Below are 15,716 nucleotides of genomic sequence, written 5' to 3' on the forward strand. Positions count from 1 at the left end.
TTTCTAAAGCACATAGCGGCTGACGTCCATCGAACGGGATAGTTCGCCGAGGTTCTTTTCAACAAAAGCCGCGTCCACCTTTACCGCCTCGCCCGCCCTGTCAGGGGCGGTGAACGACAGTTCCTCGAACACCCGTTCGATCACCGTATACAGCCGCCGCGCGCCGATGTTTTCGACCGACTGGTTCACATCGGCGGCAATTTTCGCCAACGCGGCGATGCCGTCTTCGGTGAACTCCACAGTCACCTCTTCGGTCGCCATCAGCGCCGTATACTGGCGGGTCAGGGCGTTGTCGGTTTCGGTCAGGATACGCACGAAATCCTCTTCGGTCAGGGCGCGCAATTCAACGCGGATCGGTAAACGCCCCTGAAGTTCGGGCAACAGATCGGACGGTTTGGCAACGTGAAACGCGCCTGATGCGATAAACAGGATGTGGTCGGTTTTGACGGGGCCGTGTTTGGTGGAAACCGTTGTGCCTTCGATCAAAGGCAGCAAATCGCGCTGCACCCCTTCGCGGGAAACATCGGCGCCGCTGGCGTTTTTGCGCGCGCATACCTTGTCGATCTCGTCCAGAAACACGATGCCGTTTTCCTGCACTTCACTTAGCGCCTTGCGGGTGACGATTTCATCATCCAGCAGTTTGTCGGCCTCTTCCCCCACCAGCAATTCATAGCTTTCGGCGACCGTCATCTTGCGCCGCGTGGTGCGTCCGCCCATGGCTTTGCCAAACAAATCGCCAAGGTTCATCATACCCATGCTTTGGCCCGGCTGACCGGGAATATCGAACATTGGCATCGGATTGGATGTGTCCGCAACCTCCAGTTCGATTACCGTGTTGTCCAATTCGCCCGATTTCAGTTTCTTGCGAAACATTTCGCGGGTGGCGTCGCGGGCATCCTCACCGGCGATGGCTTCGATCACCCGTTCCTCGGCAGCGTCGCGGGCGTTTGCCTTGACCTCTTCGCGCATGGCCTCGCGGGTCATGGTTATGGCGCTGTCCACCAGATCACGGATGATCTGTTCCACGTCGCGGCCAACATAGCCAACCTCGGTAAACTTGGTGGCTTCGACCTTGATAAAGGGCGCATGGGCCAGTTTGGCCAAACGGCGGCTGATCTCGGTTTTACCCACGCCGGTCGGCCCGATCATCAGGATGTTTTTCGGATATACCTCGTCACGCAGGTCATCGCCCAGTTGTTTACGCCGCCAGCGGTTGCGCAGGGCCACGGCCACGGCGCGTTTGGCGTCATTCTGGCCAATTATAAAACGGTCCAGTTCGGATACGATTTCACGGGGGGTCAGATCAGTCATTTTGGCCTCGGATATAAGGAGGGAAACGGTCTTTGAACGGGAAGTCGGGCAGCAGGCGCATCAGCCATGAACGGATTTGCACCCACCATGTGCCAAGGGCCGTGATAAGGGCACCAAGGATCAGAAGTGTGAAAACCATGCCGGTTTCACCGCTGGCATATTGCGGAGTCATCCACGGAATCAGCAGTGCAAAATAACCAATACCCGCTGTCAGAAACGAGCGCCGGTCGATCACCAGCGACAGGATGGTCACGACAAACAACAACAGCGCGGTTAGCAGATACCCTTGGGTGCCACCGCTGTTGACAAGTGTCAGGGCAATGGTGTTGACGATCGCCGGTGCGGCCAGAATATGCAGCCAGAAACCGGTGGCGGAATAGCGGCTGATGCGGTGTGGGTCTTTGGTGTCAAACCAGATGCCCAGCGCAAAAGCGGCAAAGCCGAAGATCAGCGAGCCAATGGCAAAACCGGAATTGTTGCCAAGGTCAAACAGACCATCCGGAAAATCGAAAATCGAGAATTTGGCACCCTGCATGCCCATAATCGCATAGACCATGATCAGCCCGAAAATCCCGAAAACGAACATCGTGAAGGGCAGTTTGAACGCGCGGTAATAGATCAGCATCCCGACCATCCCGATCCCGGCCATGATGATAACATGGTATCCTGTCAGCTCATCGCCCATTGCGAAAATGCTTAATACCGTGCCCGCCAGAAAAACGCCAAACCCTGCCGCCAGCGACATGCTGGGCAGGTTCATCCGGCGCTTTTTGGTGAAATAAAGGGCAAAGACCCAGGTCAGGACCATGCCCAGAACGCCAATCCCGACACCACCTTTCAGCACGGCGCCCAGACCGATAACGCCGGACAGCAAAAGCCAAAGGCCGACAGTGACAAAGATTTCGCTGAACCCTTTGAAAAACTCGAAGGGTTCGTCCTCGTCCATCAGATGATCGCGGATACCCAGCCGTTCCTGCGCCAGTGTTAACAGACCAACCGCCTGTTGTTCATTCAGAACGCCAGCCGCTACAGCGGCGCGAATGTCCTCTTTGGAAAAATTACTCAAACCGGATTACCCTTTAATTGTTTCCACGGTCAGATTGCCGTTGGTATAAACACAAATATCGGCAGCAATCGCCATTGCCTTGCGGGCAATTTCTTCGGCCGACAGATCCGTATCCATCAAGGCCCGCGCCGCCGCCAGCGCATAATTTCCGCCCGACCCAATGGCGGTCACGTCAAATTCGGGTTCCAGCACATCGCCGGCACCGGTGATCACGAAAATATCCTTGCCGTCCGACACAATCAGCATCGCTTCCAGCTTTTGCAAATACTTGTCCGTGCGCCAGTCCTTGGCCAGTTCCACCGAGGCCCGCGCCAATTGTCCCGGCGTCGCCTCGAGTTTCGCTTCCAGCCGTTCCAGCAAGGTAAAGGCATCGGCGGTTGATCCGGCAAAACCGGCCACCACGTCAAACCCGCCGGGCGACAGGCGCCGCACCTTTTTGGCGGTGCCCTTCATCACGGTCTGGCCAATACTGACCTGCCCGTCACCGGCGATTACAACTTCGCCATCCTTGCGCACCCCGATAATTGTAGTGCCATGCCATCCCGGAAATTGATCGTCGGCCATCGTGCCCTCCTGACTGGTTCTATTCTATATGGAGGTGCAAACCCCGTTGCACAAGTTTCAATGAAAAAGGGGCGCCAAAGCACCCCTAGATCAATCTATTCTATCTGCAATCAGATGGATTCTTCGATCCAGCTTTGCAATGCGGCTTTGGGGGCTGCACCAACCTTGTTGGAAACAACTTGACCGCCCTTGAACAGGAACATCGAGGGGATACCGCGGACACCCATTTGCGCAGGGGCACTTGGGTTTTCGTCGACATTGACCTTAACGATCTTGACCTTGTCGGCCATTTCTTCGGACAGTTCTTCCAGCGAGGGGCCGATCATTTTGCACGGGCCGCACCATTCGGCCCAAAAATCCACCACGACCGGCAGGTCGGATTTCAGGACTTCTTCTTCGAATGTAGCGTCGGTTACTGCTGTTGTGGCCATGATTGTTCTCCTATGGCGAATACGTTGGGCCGAACCTATGCAGCCACCCCTTTGCCGTCAAGGTATCGTGGTGGCGCGCAATGCCGCAGTAACGGCCTTGTGCTCCAGATACATAAGGACTCCCGTGCGAGTCCACAGGATAGCGGTTTCGATTTTATGGTCGGGGTAAACCATCCCTAATGCGGCCTGATAGGCCCCCATTTGCCGCAATAAACCGTCTGGAATACCGTCTGGATTTTCAGGCACAATGGCGTTGGATTTGAAATCGACGGCCAGAATTTTTTCCGGTGAAACAACCAACCGGTCAATCTCGCCATATATCCGCTTGCCGCCCAGATCAGGCAGGTTGGCTGTGATCGGTACCTCGGCCAGCGTGCTATCGTCAAACAGAAAGGCCAGATCGGGGTTGGTCAGAAGGGCGGTGACTTCGGCCAGAATATCGGGTGCCGCATCGGGCAACAGCATGGCGGCAATATCCGACCATTCGGTTTGCGGATGGGCGGGCAGGTGTTCCAGCAATAGGTGAATATCGCTGCCCCGTTGCTTGGCCGCATCCTCGCTTAACCCGTCGCCATCCCCCAACAGCACCTTGGCCCCGCCCAGTTGTGATGGCGACAGCGTTTGTGCGGGCCGGTCGGGGATTTCGGCATCCGTTTTGGCCCAGTCCGGCAAGGTGACGTCGGATTTTTCATCCGGCTTGTTGGCCTTAACCTCGCCGCCCCAATCGCCATATTCCAGCCGCTGCCAATCACCATGCGGAACCGCGCCAGCGGTTTTCATCCCCGCTTCGATCATCGCATGCCAGCTTTTGCCATCTTTCCCCGGATCGCCCGCGCCGCAAACGATCAGCCACTTTTCCGCCCGCGTCATGGCAACATATAGCAGCCGCAAGCGTTCCTGTTCCTGTGATAGCTTCAACCGTTCACGCGCAGTGTTCATTACCTTGGGGCTGGCATCCGCTTTGACCTTCCACATCACATCATTGCTGTCGGTCAGATACAATTCATCCCGCGGCGCACTACCACGGCCAACGGTATCGGGCAAAATCACGATCGGCGCTTCCAGCCCCTTGGCGCCATGCACCGTCATCACCCTGATCCGGTTGCTTTCGTCGTCCATCTGGCGTTTGATCTCGACCTCTTCGGCCTGAAGCCATGTGATGAACCCCGTCAGGCTGGGCACATCCATCCGCTCGTAATTCATCGCCTGGGTCAGCAGCGCGTCAATGCCGTCCTCGGCTTCGTCCCCCAGCCGCGCCAACAGGTTATTACGCCCGTGAAAACGGGTCAGGATACGTTCCAGCAACTCATAGGGGCGCTGGAAATCGGCGTCCTTGCGCAGGGCGTCCAGCATGGCCATTGTGTAGGGGTATGTGTCTCTAACGTTGCGCAAAGCCGACCAGAGAAAGGTTTTTGCAGGCCGCTTATGCGCCAGATTGAACAGCTCCTGTTCGCCCCAGCCAAACAGGGGCGAGCGCAGAGCGGCGGCAAGCGACAGATCATCTTCGGGCGTGGCCAGAAATGCAAGAAGCGCGGTCAGATCCTTCACCGCCAGTTCACCGCCGATTTTCAAACGGTCCGCGCCGGCAATCGCCAGATTGCGGGATTTGCAGGCGCGGATGATTTCGTGAAACAGGGCCGAGCGGCGCTGCACCAAAATCAGGAAATCACCCTCGGTCACGGGGCGCATTTTATAGGTGCCGGTGTTGTCCACATCTTGCGGAATCACCGCGCCGTTGCACATTTCGGCAATCCTGTCGGCGATCCGGTTGGCCAGCAGAATGGTTTCGTGATTCTTGGCAATCTTGTCGGTCGGATCATGCCAGTCCTTTTGTTCCGGCGCTTCGGTTTTCGGGATGACCGGCCACAGATCCACCCGTCCGGGCATGCCGGTTTTAAAGGCGCGGTGCCTGATACTGTCGCCCAGACCCTGACCTGCGTGGTCCTGAAGCGTGCAATCCACCAGCCGCATGATTGGTTCGGCCGAGCGAAAGGAATATTCCAGTTGCAGCGACTGGAATGGCAGATTTGCGGCCTCTAATCTGGCCCCAAACTCCAGCCGCATCCGGCCGAATTCCTCGGGGTCGGCCCCCTGAAATGAATAGATCGACTGTTTGCGATCTCCGACTACGAAAATCGTGCGCAGCCTGTCGGGCATCGCCCCCTCGCCCGAGGTAAACTCCTGCGCCAGCCGTTCGATCACGTCCCATTGCTGCGGACTGGTGTCCTGTGCTTCGTCCACAAGGATATGGTCAATGCCGCCATCCAGCCGGTAAAGCACCCATGAGGCAACCTGCGGATCATGCAGCAGTTTGGCTGTCAGATTGATCAGGTCGTCAAAATCCAGCCAGCCGCGCAACTGTTTCTGCTGCTCGTAACGGGGCAGGAAGACAGTGGCGAATTGGTGTAGAGCAAGGGTTTTCTGGGCAGAATAGAGACTGAGTCTGGCCTCGCGTGCTGTTTCCACCCGCGCCATCAGGTTGTTCAGGTCATCCAGATGTGCACCCAATGTCTTTTGCGTGGCCTTGGTCGGGAAACTGTCTATTTTGGCGCTGAAGGGTTGTTTGGTTTTGGGGCCGGTCAGGAACACCGATTCCAGTATTTCCAGATCGGCAAAACCGATATTGGCGGGGTCCAGCGCGGCCAGTTTGGCGTGGGCTTTGACATCATTGGCGGAACCGGCCTGTAGTGCGGGCATCAGGGCGGCAAACAAATCCGCCTCGCTGCCCAGAACGACATCCGACAGAATGTCCTGTTCGGTCACATCGGGTTTCAGCCCGAACATCTGCCAGACTTCGGCCTTGTCCTTTGGTGTCGAAAACCGCGCCGCGTGTTTTGCCACCTCGCCGGTCAGCCGCTCAAAATCGCTGTCCGAATAATGCGCTGCCAGTGCGTCTATCGCGTCAACATCCGGCCCGTCGGCCATTTCCTCGACAATCTCGGCGCGCAACAGTTTTGCCGCGCGGTCGTCCATTTCGATAAATTGCGGAGACACGCCCGCCTCGAGCGGAAAACGCCGCAGGATCGAGGCACAGAATGAATGGATCGTTTGTATCTTCAACCCGCCCGGCGTTTCGATTGCGCGGGCAAACAGGGTGCGGGCGTTGTTCAACTCGTCCGCATCAATGCGCCGCTCGATCCCCAACTCGTGCAGTTCTTTAGCCAGTGTTTTTCCGTTCTGCATTGCCCAAGCGCCCAGCCGTTTGAACAGGCGGTTCTGCATCTCGCTGGCGGCGGCTTTGGTGTAGGTCAGGCACAGGATGTGTTGCGGCGACACCCCTTCCAGCAGCAACCGCGCCACCCGGTCGGTCAGCACCCGTGTTTTGCCCGACCCCGCGTTGGCCGATAACCAGGTCGAGGACGTGGGCGCGGCGGCTTGCACCTGCCGTTCGGTGGCTTCATCGCGGCGGGTCATGTCAGCGCCTCCTGTTCTGGTGTGTCGCTTTCGTCCCATTCGCCATAGCGGGCCAGATGGTCATAGTCGTAGGAATAGCTGGTTTTCTCCATCGCGCGGCGGGATGTATAGCCCTTTTCGCCGGCGGTATAGGTGGAAATTAGCGTCTCTAACTCGGCCCAGATCGTGTTCAGGTCGGTTTCATCCAGCGGGGCGGGCACCACCTCGGGGCTGGCCCCCAGCCCGATGAAAGCGGCGCCGCCAACGCGGGTATCGGCCAATCCCTTGAACCCCGCCCGTTCTACCATCGCAGCCGTCAGCAACATTTGTTTATCAAACTCGATCTGCTGCTTTTTCGTTGGTGGTTTGCCGGTTTTGTAATCATAGATATAGGTCAGCCCGTCGTCCGAACGGTCCAGCCGATCGGCCCGCGCAGTCAGGGTGAAATCCAGCGTGCCGACTTTGGCCGCACCCGTCTGTTCCAGCTTGAATACTTTGGCCAGTTTAGCGCGATCTTCTTCCCCTTGCAAAAACCAGTCCGCAACCCGCGCCAGTTTCGCCCGCCAGACACGGCGCGCGGCGGGCCACGGTGCGTCGGTTGCAAGCACCTCGTCGGCAATTTGCATCAGGCGTGCTTTGGCCTGATCACGGGTTTCTTCGGTGCGTTCCTTGATGAACCGCTCAAGGATCTTGTGCACTACGGTGCCCGCCAACGGCGCATCGGGTTGCTGGCGGATCGGGTCCAGCGGGTAAATGCGCAGCACCTTGCCCGCGTAAACCGCATAGGGGTCGCGGATCAGTTTTGTGATGCCAGTGACCGACAGGGATTTGGGCTGTGCGGAAGTTGGCGGAATGGGTGAGGGGCGCTTTTCAGGCGGTTTAGAGACTGATATGCGCTCCATTTCCGCCACCATACCCAGCCACCCATCCCCGCGCGCCTGCATGGTTTTCAGCGCATCGGCACCACCGGTTTCCTTCAGGCCGCCCAGCAGGTTTGTCAGCCGGTTCAGCCAGCGTGACGGCACGGTCTGGGCCTCGGCATCGCGCAGGGCGCGGGTCAGCCAGACTTCTTTCGCGCCAATCGCCTGTTGGAAATCATGCGCCGACAGGCCAATCTGGCGTTCGGGCAGCAACAGCCCAGCCTTTTGCCGCATGGCGCGGTTCATCCACGGGTCGGGGTTGGGCGCGGCAGGCCAGATGCCGTCATTCAGCCCGCCAAGTATCACCAGATCGGCACCCTGAACGCGGGCCTCGAGCGTGCCCCAGATCATGATATTCGGATGCGGGCGGGTCGGATCGTGGACTTCGGCCTGATTCAGCAGGTTGCGAAACAGGGTGTTGTAATCGAACGGAGCCAGCACGCCGCCATGACCGGCGCAGCGTTGCAGTTCGCTGACCTGCTCCAATGCCTTTTGCCCGGCGGGTTTTTCCCACAACTCGCCGCTGCCGGTATCGTCGGGGCCGGCGGCCAGCGTGCGGGCAAGGGCAAGGTGGTGTTCCAGATGGTCGGTTAACGGGCGGGCGGTGACGGTTTCCAGCCCGTCCAGCAAATCGCCCAGCCAGGCCGCCCATTCGCGTCTGCCGTCATCGGCCTGCGCGTTGGCCCAGGCGCTCAGGCTGTCTTTGGTCGGGAAGGGCGGGCCGTTTTTGCGGATGTGCAGCTCCAGATCGCGGGTCCAGCGCAAGTGGTCGCCCCGCCCCGCCTTGCCCGAATGGGTCAACGGATGTTTCAACAGCGTCAGCAGGGTTTCCGAGGTCAGCACCTGTCCGAACAACCCCGCGATATGCAGCAGGAACCGCCCCGGCGCGGACATGGGCAGGGGCAATCCGGCACTGTCGTCCGGCTCGATCCCCCATTGGTCCAGCGCGGCGGTGACCTGTCGGGTCAGGGTACGGTCGGGGGTGATCAGGGCAGCCGTCTGGCCGGTTTCGGCGGCCTGCCGCAGTTTCAGCGCAATCGTCAGCGCCTCGATCCGCGCCGAGGGGGCCTGAACCAGCGTCATGTTTTCGCAAGCTGTTTGCAGATCGGTCAGTTCAGGTCCTTCGGCCATCCATTGATCGGTCACAGGGGCCGGGCGCAGGGCAAGGGAAACCAGCCGGTTTCGCGCGGCGCTGGGCGGTGTGGTTTTGGTCCATTCGGCAATATCGCTGCTGTCGATCCCCAGCGAATTCTGCAAGGCGCGGAAACGGAATTGCGGATGATCCGCAGCACTCATCGCGTCATCCATCGCCGCCCACACATGATCGGGCAGATCAAAGTCGTATCCGGGTAGAACCAGCGCCCCTTGGGGCAGTTTGGCAACCGCCTGCATCAACATATGCGTGGCTCCGCGTGAACCGGTTGAACCGGCGATGATAATCGGGTTTTGTGGCGGGTTAGAGACCCATTTTTCCGTTATCCTTTCCACCACCAACCGTTGCCGCGCTTCGCTGTCGGGGTGTTCATTGGCGGTTTCGCCGAAATAGACCTGTGTGAGTCTGACAAACCGCAAGGCCCGTTCCCAATGGCCGGATTGATCGGAAATATCGAGGGTTTCGATCACTTCGGGCGGCACGCCTTCGCTTTGCATTTCGTCCATCAGGCTGGCAAGGCTGTCGGCCAGATCATAGACCGAGGCACGCGGGGCCAGGTCGGGTTGTTTTTCCACCAGTTTGGCGACCAGTTGCGCCAGTTCCAGCCGCCGTTGCAGTTTGGGAACTGCGGGGGGCAGGCCGGTCAGGGCGGTGATCTGGCCAAGGTCGGTGATCAGGCGCACGCGTGGTAACAGGCGGGCGGGGCCAGCGTCGAAAATCTCGCGGATGCGACGTTGCATACGGCGGGTGTTGACGTAGATTTCCACCGTTGCCAGAAATTCGGGCGGGCGGGTTTTGCAACGCTCCAGCACGCCGTCGATCAGGGCCTTTGGGAAATCCGCGCCCGGGGGCAGGCCGAATACGCGAAGGGTGCCGGTGGGTTCAAACATCGCGTGTTCCGATCATGGTTTGGGCAATTTCGATGCCTTGAGGCGTGCCGACATCGCACCAGTTACCGCTGTGCGGGATGCCGAACAGGCGGCGGGATTTGATCATCTCGTCCCACAGCAGGTTCAGGGAAAATTTGGTCTGCGGAATGGCGGGCAGGGTATTTGTCTTGATGATCTGCGCACCGGAATAGACCAGCCCCGCGCCACGGGTCAGGGTGCCGTTTTCATCGGGGATGAAATCGCCTTTGCCCCTGTGCCCCTTGGCTTGCGGCAGCGGGATCAGCAGCAACAGCGCGTCCATTCTGTCAGGATCCCAGGCAGCGGCAAGGGTTTGCAGCGGGTTGGGACCGGTCCAGACGGCATCGGTGTTCAGGGTGAACACGGGATCAGGGCCAAGCAGCGGCAGCGCATGGCGCAATCCGCCACCGGTTTCAAGAATTTCGTCCTCGTGCGACAGGGTAATATCGCATCCGCCAAGGTGGGCCTGCATCATGTCGGGCAGATAGTGGGTGTTTACCACGATGTTGCCAATGCCCGCCTCTGTGGCAATGTCCAGCGTGTGGTCGATCAGCGGTTTGCCCGCGACAGGGATCAACGGTTTCGGGCGGTTGGCGGTCAGGGCACCCATGCGGGTTCCGAAACCGGCGGCAAACAGCATCAGGGCGTTCGGGGTTTGGCGCATTGGCTTTTTAACCTTTGTAAATGGTCCGGTGTGGGTTCCGGCAGTGTTTCCAATACCAGCGTTTGCAGCGTGGTTAATGCGGGGTGGGTCAGCAATTCGGTTAACTGTGTCCAGACGCGCGGGATCAGGTCGATGTAGTGCGGTTTTCCAGCGTTGATGCACAGGCTGGCGAATATCCCGAGGATGCGCAGATTGCGCTGCACGCCCAGCGCGGCATAGGCGGCGCGGAAGGTATCGGGGTTGGTGCCTGTAGTGGTGATGTAGCGGTTAATCATCGCTGTTTCGATTGCGGCAGGCACATTGCGGCGGGCGTCTTTTAGCAGCGACACCAGATCATAGGCGGGATGGGTTCTGACCGCGTCCTGATAATCGAGCAGACCGACCCGTTTTATCCCGTCCCGATCCGGCAACCACAGCAGGTTTTCAGCATGGTAATCGCGCAGGCTCATTACCGGAGGGGTGGTGCAATATCTGGTCAGCACCGTCTGCAATTCGTTCTGGATCGGGGTGGCTTCGGCGGGGTGATACCATTCAAACAGCGGCGCGATGTAGTCGGCCATCACGGCGGGGTTGTAATCCAGAAGGTGATCGGGTGGCGGGGATTGGTGCAGTTTGATCAGCACATCGGTGGCGGCGCAATAGAGAGGCAGTTCCATTTCGGGGCTGGTCTGGATCAGCTTTGCAAACAGGTCATCGCCCAGGTCTTCGATCAGCAGGAACCCGTTTCGCGCGTCTTGCGCAAGGATGCGGGGGGCGCTGAAGCCGAGGGTCAGCAAGTGGTTGGTGATGGCGACAAACGGCCGTATGTCTTCGCCGTGATCGGGTGGGGCGTCCATCAGAACGGCGGTTTTGCCATTCATTTGCAGGCGCTGATAGCTGCGGTTCGAGGCATCACCGGCAAGATGGCTGCGGGTGGCGTTGCCCCAGCCGCTGCCGGCCAGAAAGCGGGTGATCAGGGCGGTGCGGTCAGACATCCAGCGACTCCAGCAGGGGGAACCATTTGGGATCGGTGGCGGTTATCACGGCGTTGCGTTCCCCGGGCATGTCGGTCAGCGAAAGGGCCAGTGTTAGCGCGTCGGGTGGGGTCAAATCGCCCAGACGGTCGGGCCATTCAATCAGGCAAACGGCATCCTGGAACGCGTCTTCGATGCCCAGTTCCTGCACCTCGTAAGGGGTGGACAGGCGATATAGATCGCAATGCCAGATCTCGAAATCGGGGGCGTCGTAGATTTGGACCAGAGTGAAGGTGGGTGACGGGATGTCTTCGGGTACAGGTAGCAGATCAAGGATCAGGGTACGGGCGAAAAAGCTTTTGCCGGCCCCGATCGGCCCGTCCAGCAACAGCACATCACCCGCAGTCAAAAGCGGTGCGATATGGCGGGCCAGACTGGCGGTTTCGTCGCTGGAGGACAGGGTAAGGGAAACGGAACGACTGCACATGGCGCGACCTTAGCCTGCCAAACGCGCGGCGAAAACCCGTTCATGTCTTGGCAGGGGTTTTTCGTGGGGTATTGCGTTTTTTGGCGGGTTTTTTCGGGGCTGGCTTAACGTGGAATTTGACCATTGTCGCGCCACCGGCCAGCGGGCTGATTTGGCATTCCAACTGCCTGCCATCGTCAAGCGTGGCGTCACCGAACCAGTTGCGCCGATCATCCGGATCACCAACGAATTCACGCAGGTGGCCCCACAGCGGGGTCGGGTCGCAAATATCTTGCCAGCTGCGGGTGGCGTCGGTGATGCTCATCTCGGCAAAGGATGTGCCGGGGTCGACCCCCCACAGGCTGGCATAGGCGGCGTTGGAAATGGTGATCATACCGGTCTGGGAAAACACCACGACGGCATCATCCAGCGCGTCCAGAACGGCCTGTCCAATCTCCAGCTCCTCGCGGAAATTGCGGGTCAGGGATATTTCGGCGCTGATGTCTTCGAACAACAGGGCCACAGCCCCGTCCGGATGCGGCCGTCCGTTCACGCGGTAGGTTTGACCGCCGGGCAATGTCCAGGTTTCCTCGTAGGTACCATCTGCTGCGGCTTCTTCCAGTGCCAGCATCTGGTGGCGCCAGCTTTTGTAATCCTTTGGTTCCGGCATCATCTGGTTTTCGCGCAACCGGTCAAGGAATGCAAAAAGCGTTGGGCGGATGCTGAGGAAATCAATCGGCAGGCGGGTCAGGTCGGTCAGGGCCGGATTGAACAGGGCCAACTGGCGGTTTTTGTCAAACACGGCCAACCCGATGGACAGATGGGCAAAGGTTTTGGTCAGGGTTTGCACGAACCCCTTGAGCGAGGTTTCCGCCTGCACGATTGAGTCCGCCGGTGTGGCAAAACACAGGGTTGTTTCGTTGGTCTTTTTGCAAACCAGATCGAACCACAGCACCTCGTCCGGTTTTTTGCCCTTGATAGAGACACGTTTCATTTCCGGCTGCGGGGATGTGCTGGCCTCGGCCAAAAGGGTGAACAGGCGTTTGGGTGGCCAACTGTTGGCATTTTCGGGATGCAGGGTGGTGGCCAGATCCAGATAGGCGGTGTTGGCCCAGTTGATTTGCCCGTCACGGGTTTCCTTCCAGACCAGATAAGGGGCCAGTTTGGCGGTATTGCGCAGGGTTTCCAGTTCGGATTCAAGCGCGGACAGGTTAACGGGATCAATCAGCGGTTTTTCGGGGGCGGGGCCGGTTTCAAAGATGGTAAGGCGGGCATAACCATCCTGCCATTCGGCATTGATGCGGGTTGGATCATCCGGATCATCCGGCAAGATGGTCATTGATCCGGTTTGGGCGAGTGTCCTTAGGTCATTGGCAAGAGTTGAAAACCGAGGAGAGAAAGCGGTGATAAACCGTTGCCAATCTGTTTCGTCACCGGTTTGGCGGGGCAATTGTTTTCGGGCGCTGGGCGAGGCGTCGATCAAAGTGGTATCGTCAAACAGATAGGTGGTTTCGGTTTTATCCAGCGGTATGATAGCGTGGCTGTTCTTTTGCTGTGATGCCATTCCCCGCAATAAAAACCAGTATGCGAACCCCGCTGCGATTAGTGACGTTATGATAATCACCAATAAGGTGGTTGGTTCTATGTCGTGCATTTATCTTGCCCGCTGTGGTTGAATGACCTGCGGACAGATAGACCGTAAAATAGTTAACGGCCCGTTAAGGTTAACGGGGAATCAGACCTGCATTGGCTGGTTTTCCCCGACATCGCGTTTTGCTTGCGATTTGCTTCGGCTGATCACGGTGCGGGGCCAGACCACCTGCACGATGGCACCACAGCGTTCGGGGCGTTCGCTTTTGCTGAGGAAGGGATCACAACCGTTGGCAAAGCTAAGGTCCGCGCCAGAGCGTTCCAGCAGGGTTTTGGCGATGAACAGGCCCAGCCCCATGCCCTCGTAACCCGGGCGTTTATGCTGGTTTTCCGGGGGGCGGCGGGTGTGGACGAACGGGTCGCCAATGCGGCGGATCAGGTGCGGCGGGAATCCCTTGCCATCGTCGATGATCTTGATGGCAATACGGCTATCGCTCCATTGGACATCGACCCAGACCCGGGTGCTGGCAAAATCCACAGCATTCTGGATCAGGTTGCGTAGCCCGTGGATGATTTCGGGCTGGCGGCGCACATCCGGTTGGCCACTACCGGCGGTGCCTTCGTCCGGTAGAACGGTAATGGTGACGGGCTTGCCACGGTTCATATGCGGGGCGGCGGCCTCTTCCACCACGGCGGACAGGGGGGCGTAACGCAGGTGCAGATCGTCTTTGCCGATCTGGCCCATGGACCGCAGGATATCGCGGCAACGGTCGGTTTGATCGCGGATCAGTTCAACGTCTTCTTTTTGCTGAGGCATGTCGGCCAGATCGTCGATCAGTTCGGTGCTGACCAGTTTGATCGTGGCAAGGGGTGTGCCCAGTTCATGCGCGGCAGCGGCAACCACGCCGCCCAGATCGGTCAGTTTCTGTTCACGCGACAGGGCCATTTGTGTGGCCAGTAGCGCATCGGCCATCGAGTCAATCTCGGTGGTGACGCGCCGCTCGTATAGACCCAGAAAAACCGTGCCGATGATAATCGCGACCCAGAACCCGAAAATAAACACATCCGGCATGATCAGCACAGTGCCATCCCCTGTGCGCAACGGGATGTGATAAAACCCGATCAGTGTGGTAAAGGTGATTGTGACAAGGCCCAGAATAATCGTGGGGCGGGCCTGAAGGATCGAGGCGGAAATCGCCACCGGCACAAGCACAAGCAGGGAAAACGGATTGTGCAGCCCGCCGGTCAGGAATAACAGCAGCGACAGTTGCGAAATGTCGAACAGGAACATCAGCAAAAGCTGGGTTTCGGTCAAATGCTTGTTCTCGGGGTAAACCGCCATTGCCACCAGATTGGCCACAGTCGAGGCACCGATCACCACAAAACACAGACCAAGGTTCAGTTGCAGGTTATAATAGCGCACCGCAACGGTGATCGCCGCAATCTGCCCGAAAATTGCGATCCAGCGCAGCACAATGAAGGTACGCAGGCTGATCCAGTCGCTCCGGCTGTGGCGGATATAGGGGTCGGCAGAAGAATCTGTCATGTTTTTCCTGAATTTGCTATGCGGCAACCTGTGCTATTGTTAGTCAGGTTGGATAGGACGATCAATGCACAGGTATTCCAGATCAGGAGACATGAAACAATGCGTATGTTTTCAGCCATAGCGATTGCGGTAGTCGCCGCTTTGTTGGGCGGGTTGTGGTATATAACCGCCACCAAGAATTCCGGCGATATTTTCGCCCAGTGCCGTGTGAACGGTGTGGCTGGTGGATCCAGCGTGATTGGCGGGCCTTTTGAACTGGTGGATGAAACCGGCAAAACCGTGACGGACAAGGATGTGATCACCGGCCCGTCCCTGCTGTATTTCGGCTATACGTTCTGCCCCGATGTCTGCCCGCTGGACAACACCCGCAACGCCGAGGCTGTGACCCTTCTGGAAGAGCAGGGAAAGATTGTAACGCCGATTTTCATCTCGATTGATCCCGAACGTGACACCCCCGAAGTTGTGGCGGAATTCACCGATATCATGCACCCGCGCATGATTGGCCTGACCGGTACGCCCGAACAGGTCAAGGCAGCGTCCAAAGCTTATCGCACCTATTATAAAAAGCAGGATGAGGGCGATCCGGAATATTACCTGATGGACCATTCGACATTTACATATCTGGTGCTTCCGAAATACGGTTTTGTCGAGTTTTTCAAGCGTGATGTGTCACCTGATCAGATGGCCGAACGAGTTGGCTGTTTTCTGGACGCCGCCGAGAACGCAAATTGACCATTCTGGCCATTGGGCA

12 protein-coding genes are annotated in these 15,716 nt (G+C 58.3%); 1 reads left to right on the forward strand and 11 read right to left on the reverse strand.

Going from position 1 to position 15,716, the window contains the following annotated elements; genetic code table 11:
* Positions 1 to 3 precede the first annotated feature (3 nt).
* The 11 genes from hslU to regB form a co-directional block, all read right to left on the reverse strand.
* Positions 4 to 1,311, reverse strand: coding sequence for an ATP-dependent protease ATPase subunit HslU (hslU, locus tag BAR1_RS17435; protein ID WP_118944206.1), 1,308 nt, complete (start codon positions 1,309 to 1,311; stop codon positions 4 to 6).
* A complete protein-coding gene (locus tag BAR1_RS17440) occupies positions 1,304 to 2,377 on the reverse strand; it encodes a hypothetical protein (RefSeq protein WP_118944207.1) in 1,074 nt (357 codons plus the stop codon). Before BAR1_RS17440 ends, hslU begins: the two co-directional genes overlap by 8 nt.
* A 6-nt stretch (positions 2,378 to 2,383) precedes the next feature.
* On the reverse strand, positions 2,384 to 2,941 hold the full coding sequence (gene hslV / locus BAR1_RS17445) for an ATP-dependent protease subunit HslV (protein ID WP_118944208.1): 558 nt from the start codon (positions 2,939 to 2,941) through the stop codon (positions 2,384 to 2,386).
* A gap of 110 nt (positions 2,942 to 3,051) precedes the next feature.
* A complete protein-coding gene (gene trxA / locus BAR1_RS17450) occupies positions 3,052 to 3,372 on the reverse strand; it encodes a thioredoxin (RefSeq protein WP_118944209.1) in 321 nt (106 codons plus the stop codon).
* A gap of 57 nt (positions 3,373 to 3,429) precedes the next feature.
* Positions 3,430 to 6,786, reverse strand: coding sequence for a double-strand break repair helicase AddA (gene addA, locus BAR1_RS17455; RefSeq protein WP_118944210.1), 3,357 nt, complete (start codon positions 6,784 to 6,786; stop codon positions 3,430 to 3,432).
* The gene (addB, locus tag BAR1_RS17460) at positions 6,783 to 9,728 is read right to left on the reverse strand and encodes a double-strand break repair protein AddB (protein WP_118944211.1); all 2,946 of its coding nucleotides are present in this window, start codon (positions 9,726 to 9,728) and stop codon (positions 6,783 to 6,785) included. Before addB ends, addA begins: the two co-directional genes overlap by 4 nt.
* Positions 9,721 to 10,410, reverse strand: coding sequence for a nucleotidyltransferase family protein (locus tag BAR1_RS17465; RefSeq protein ID WP_118944212.1), 690 nt, complete (start codon positions 10,408 to 10,410; stop codon positions 9,721 to 9,723). The genes addB and BAR1_RS17465 overlap by 8 nt, the downstream gene beginning before the upstream one ends.
* The gene (locus BAR1_RS17470) at positions 10,386 to 11,384 is read right to left on the reverse strand and encodes an aminoglycoside phosphotransferase family protein (protein WP_118944213.1); all 999 of its coding nucleotides are present in this window, start codon (positions 11,382 to 11,384) and stop codon (positions 10,386 to 10,388) included. Before BAR1_RS17470 ends, BAR1_RS17465 begins: the two co-directional genes overlap by 25 nt.
* Positions 11,377 to 11,850, reverse strand: coding sequence for a tRNA (adenosine(37)-N6)-threonylcarbamoyltransferase complex ATPase subunit type 1 TsaE (gene tsaE, locus BAR1_RS17475; RefSeq protein WP_118944214.1), 474 nt, complete (start codon positions 11,848 to 11,850; stop codon positions 11,377 to 11,379). The genes BAR1_RS17470 and tsaE overlap by 8 nt, the downstream gene beginning before the upstream one ends.
* A gap of 40 nt (positions 11,851 to 11,890) precedes the next feature.
* A complete protein-coding gene (locus tag BAR1_RS17480) occupies positions 11,891 to 13,393 on the reverse strand; it encodes a PAS-domain containing protein (RefSeq protein ID WP_162891831.1) in 1,503 nt (500 codons plus the stop codon).
* A gap of 171 nt (positions 13,394 to 13,564) precedes the next feature.
* Positions 13,565 to 14,965, reverse strand: coding sequence for a sensor histidine kinase RegB (gene regB, locus BAR1_RS17485; protein WP_118944216.1), 1,401 nt, complete (start codon positions 14,963 to 14,965; stop codon positions 13,565 to 13,567).
* A 99-nt stretch (positions 14,966 to 15,064) separates the two neighbouring features.
* Between regB and BAR1_RS17490 the strand changes: the two genes are divergently transcribed.
* Complete coding sequence (locus tag BAR1_RS17490; protein ID WP_118944217.1) at positions 15,065 to 15,697, forward strand: SCO family protein; 633 nt, start codon at positions 15,065 to 15,067, stop codon at positions 15,695 to 15,697.
* The last annotated feature ends 19 nt before the right edge of the window (positions 15,698 to 15,716 follow it).

The organism is Profundibacter amoris (assembly GCF_003544895.1).
Lineage (GTDB): Bacteria > Pseudomonadota > Alphaproteobacteria > Rhodobacterales > Rhodobacteraceae > Profundibacter > Profundibacter amoris.

Excerpts from the sequence above, each read along its gene's own strand:
- hslU (WP_118944206.1), bottom strand. The coding sequence starts at position 1,311 with ATGACTGATCTGACCCCCCGTGAAATCGTATCCGAACTGGACCGTTTT.
- hslV (WP_118944208.1), bottom strand. The coding sequence starts at position 2,941 with ATGGCCGACGATCAATTTCCGGGATGGCATGGCACTACAATTATCGGG.
- trxA (WP_118944209.1), bottom strand. The coding sequence starts at position 3,372 with ATGGCCACAACAGCAGTAACCGACGCTACATTCGAAGAAGAAGTCCTG.
- addA (WP_118944210.1), bottom strand. The coding sequence starts at position 6,786 with ATGACCCGCCGCGATGAAGCCACCGAACGGCAGGTGCAAGCCGCCGCG.
- addB (WP_118944211.1), bottom strand. The coding sequence starts at position 9,728 with ATGTTTGAACCCACCGGCACCCTTCGCGTATTCGGCCTGCCCCCGGGC.
- BAR1_RS17465 (WP_118944212.1), bottom strand. The coding sequence starts at position 10,410 with ATGCGCCAAACCCCGAACGCCCTGATGCTGTTTGCCGCCGGTTTCGGA.
- BAR1_RS17470 (WP_118944213.1), bottom strand. The coding sequence starts at position 11,384 with ATGTCTGACCGCACCGCCCTGATCACCCGCTTTCTGGCCGGCAGCGGC.
- tsaE (WP_118944214.1), bottom strand. The coding sequence starts at position 11,850 with ATGTGCAGTCGTTCCGTTTCCCTTACCCTGTCCTCCAGCGACGAAACC.
- BAR1_RS17480 (WP_162891831.1), bottom strand. The coding sequence starts at position 13,393 with ATGGCATCACAGCAAAAGAACAGCCACGCTATCATACCGCTGGATAAA.
- regB (WP_118944216.1), bottom strand. The coding sequence starts at position 14,965 with ATGACAGATTCTTCTGCCGACCCCTATATCCGCCACAGCCGGAGCGAC.
- BAR1_RS17490 (WP_118944217.1), top strand. The coding sequence starts at position 15,065 with ATGCGTATGTTTTCAGCCATAGCGATTGCGGTAGTCGCCGCTTTGTTG.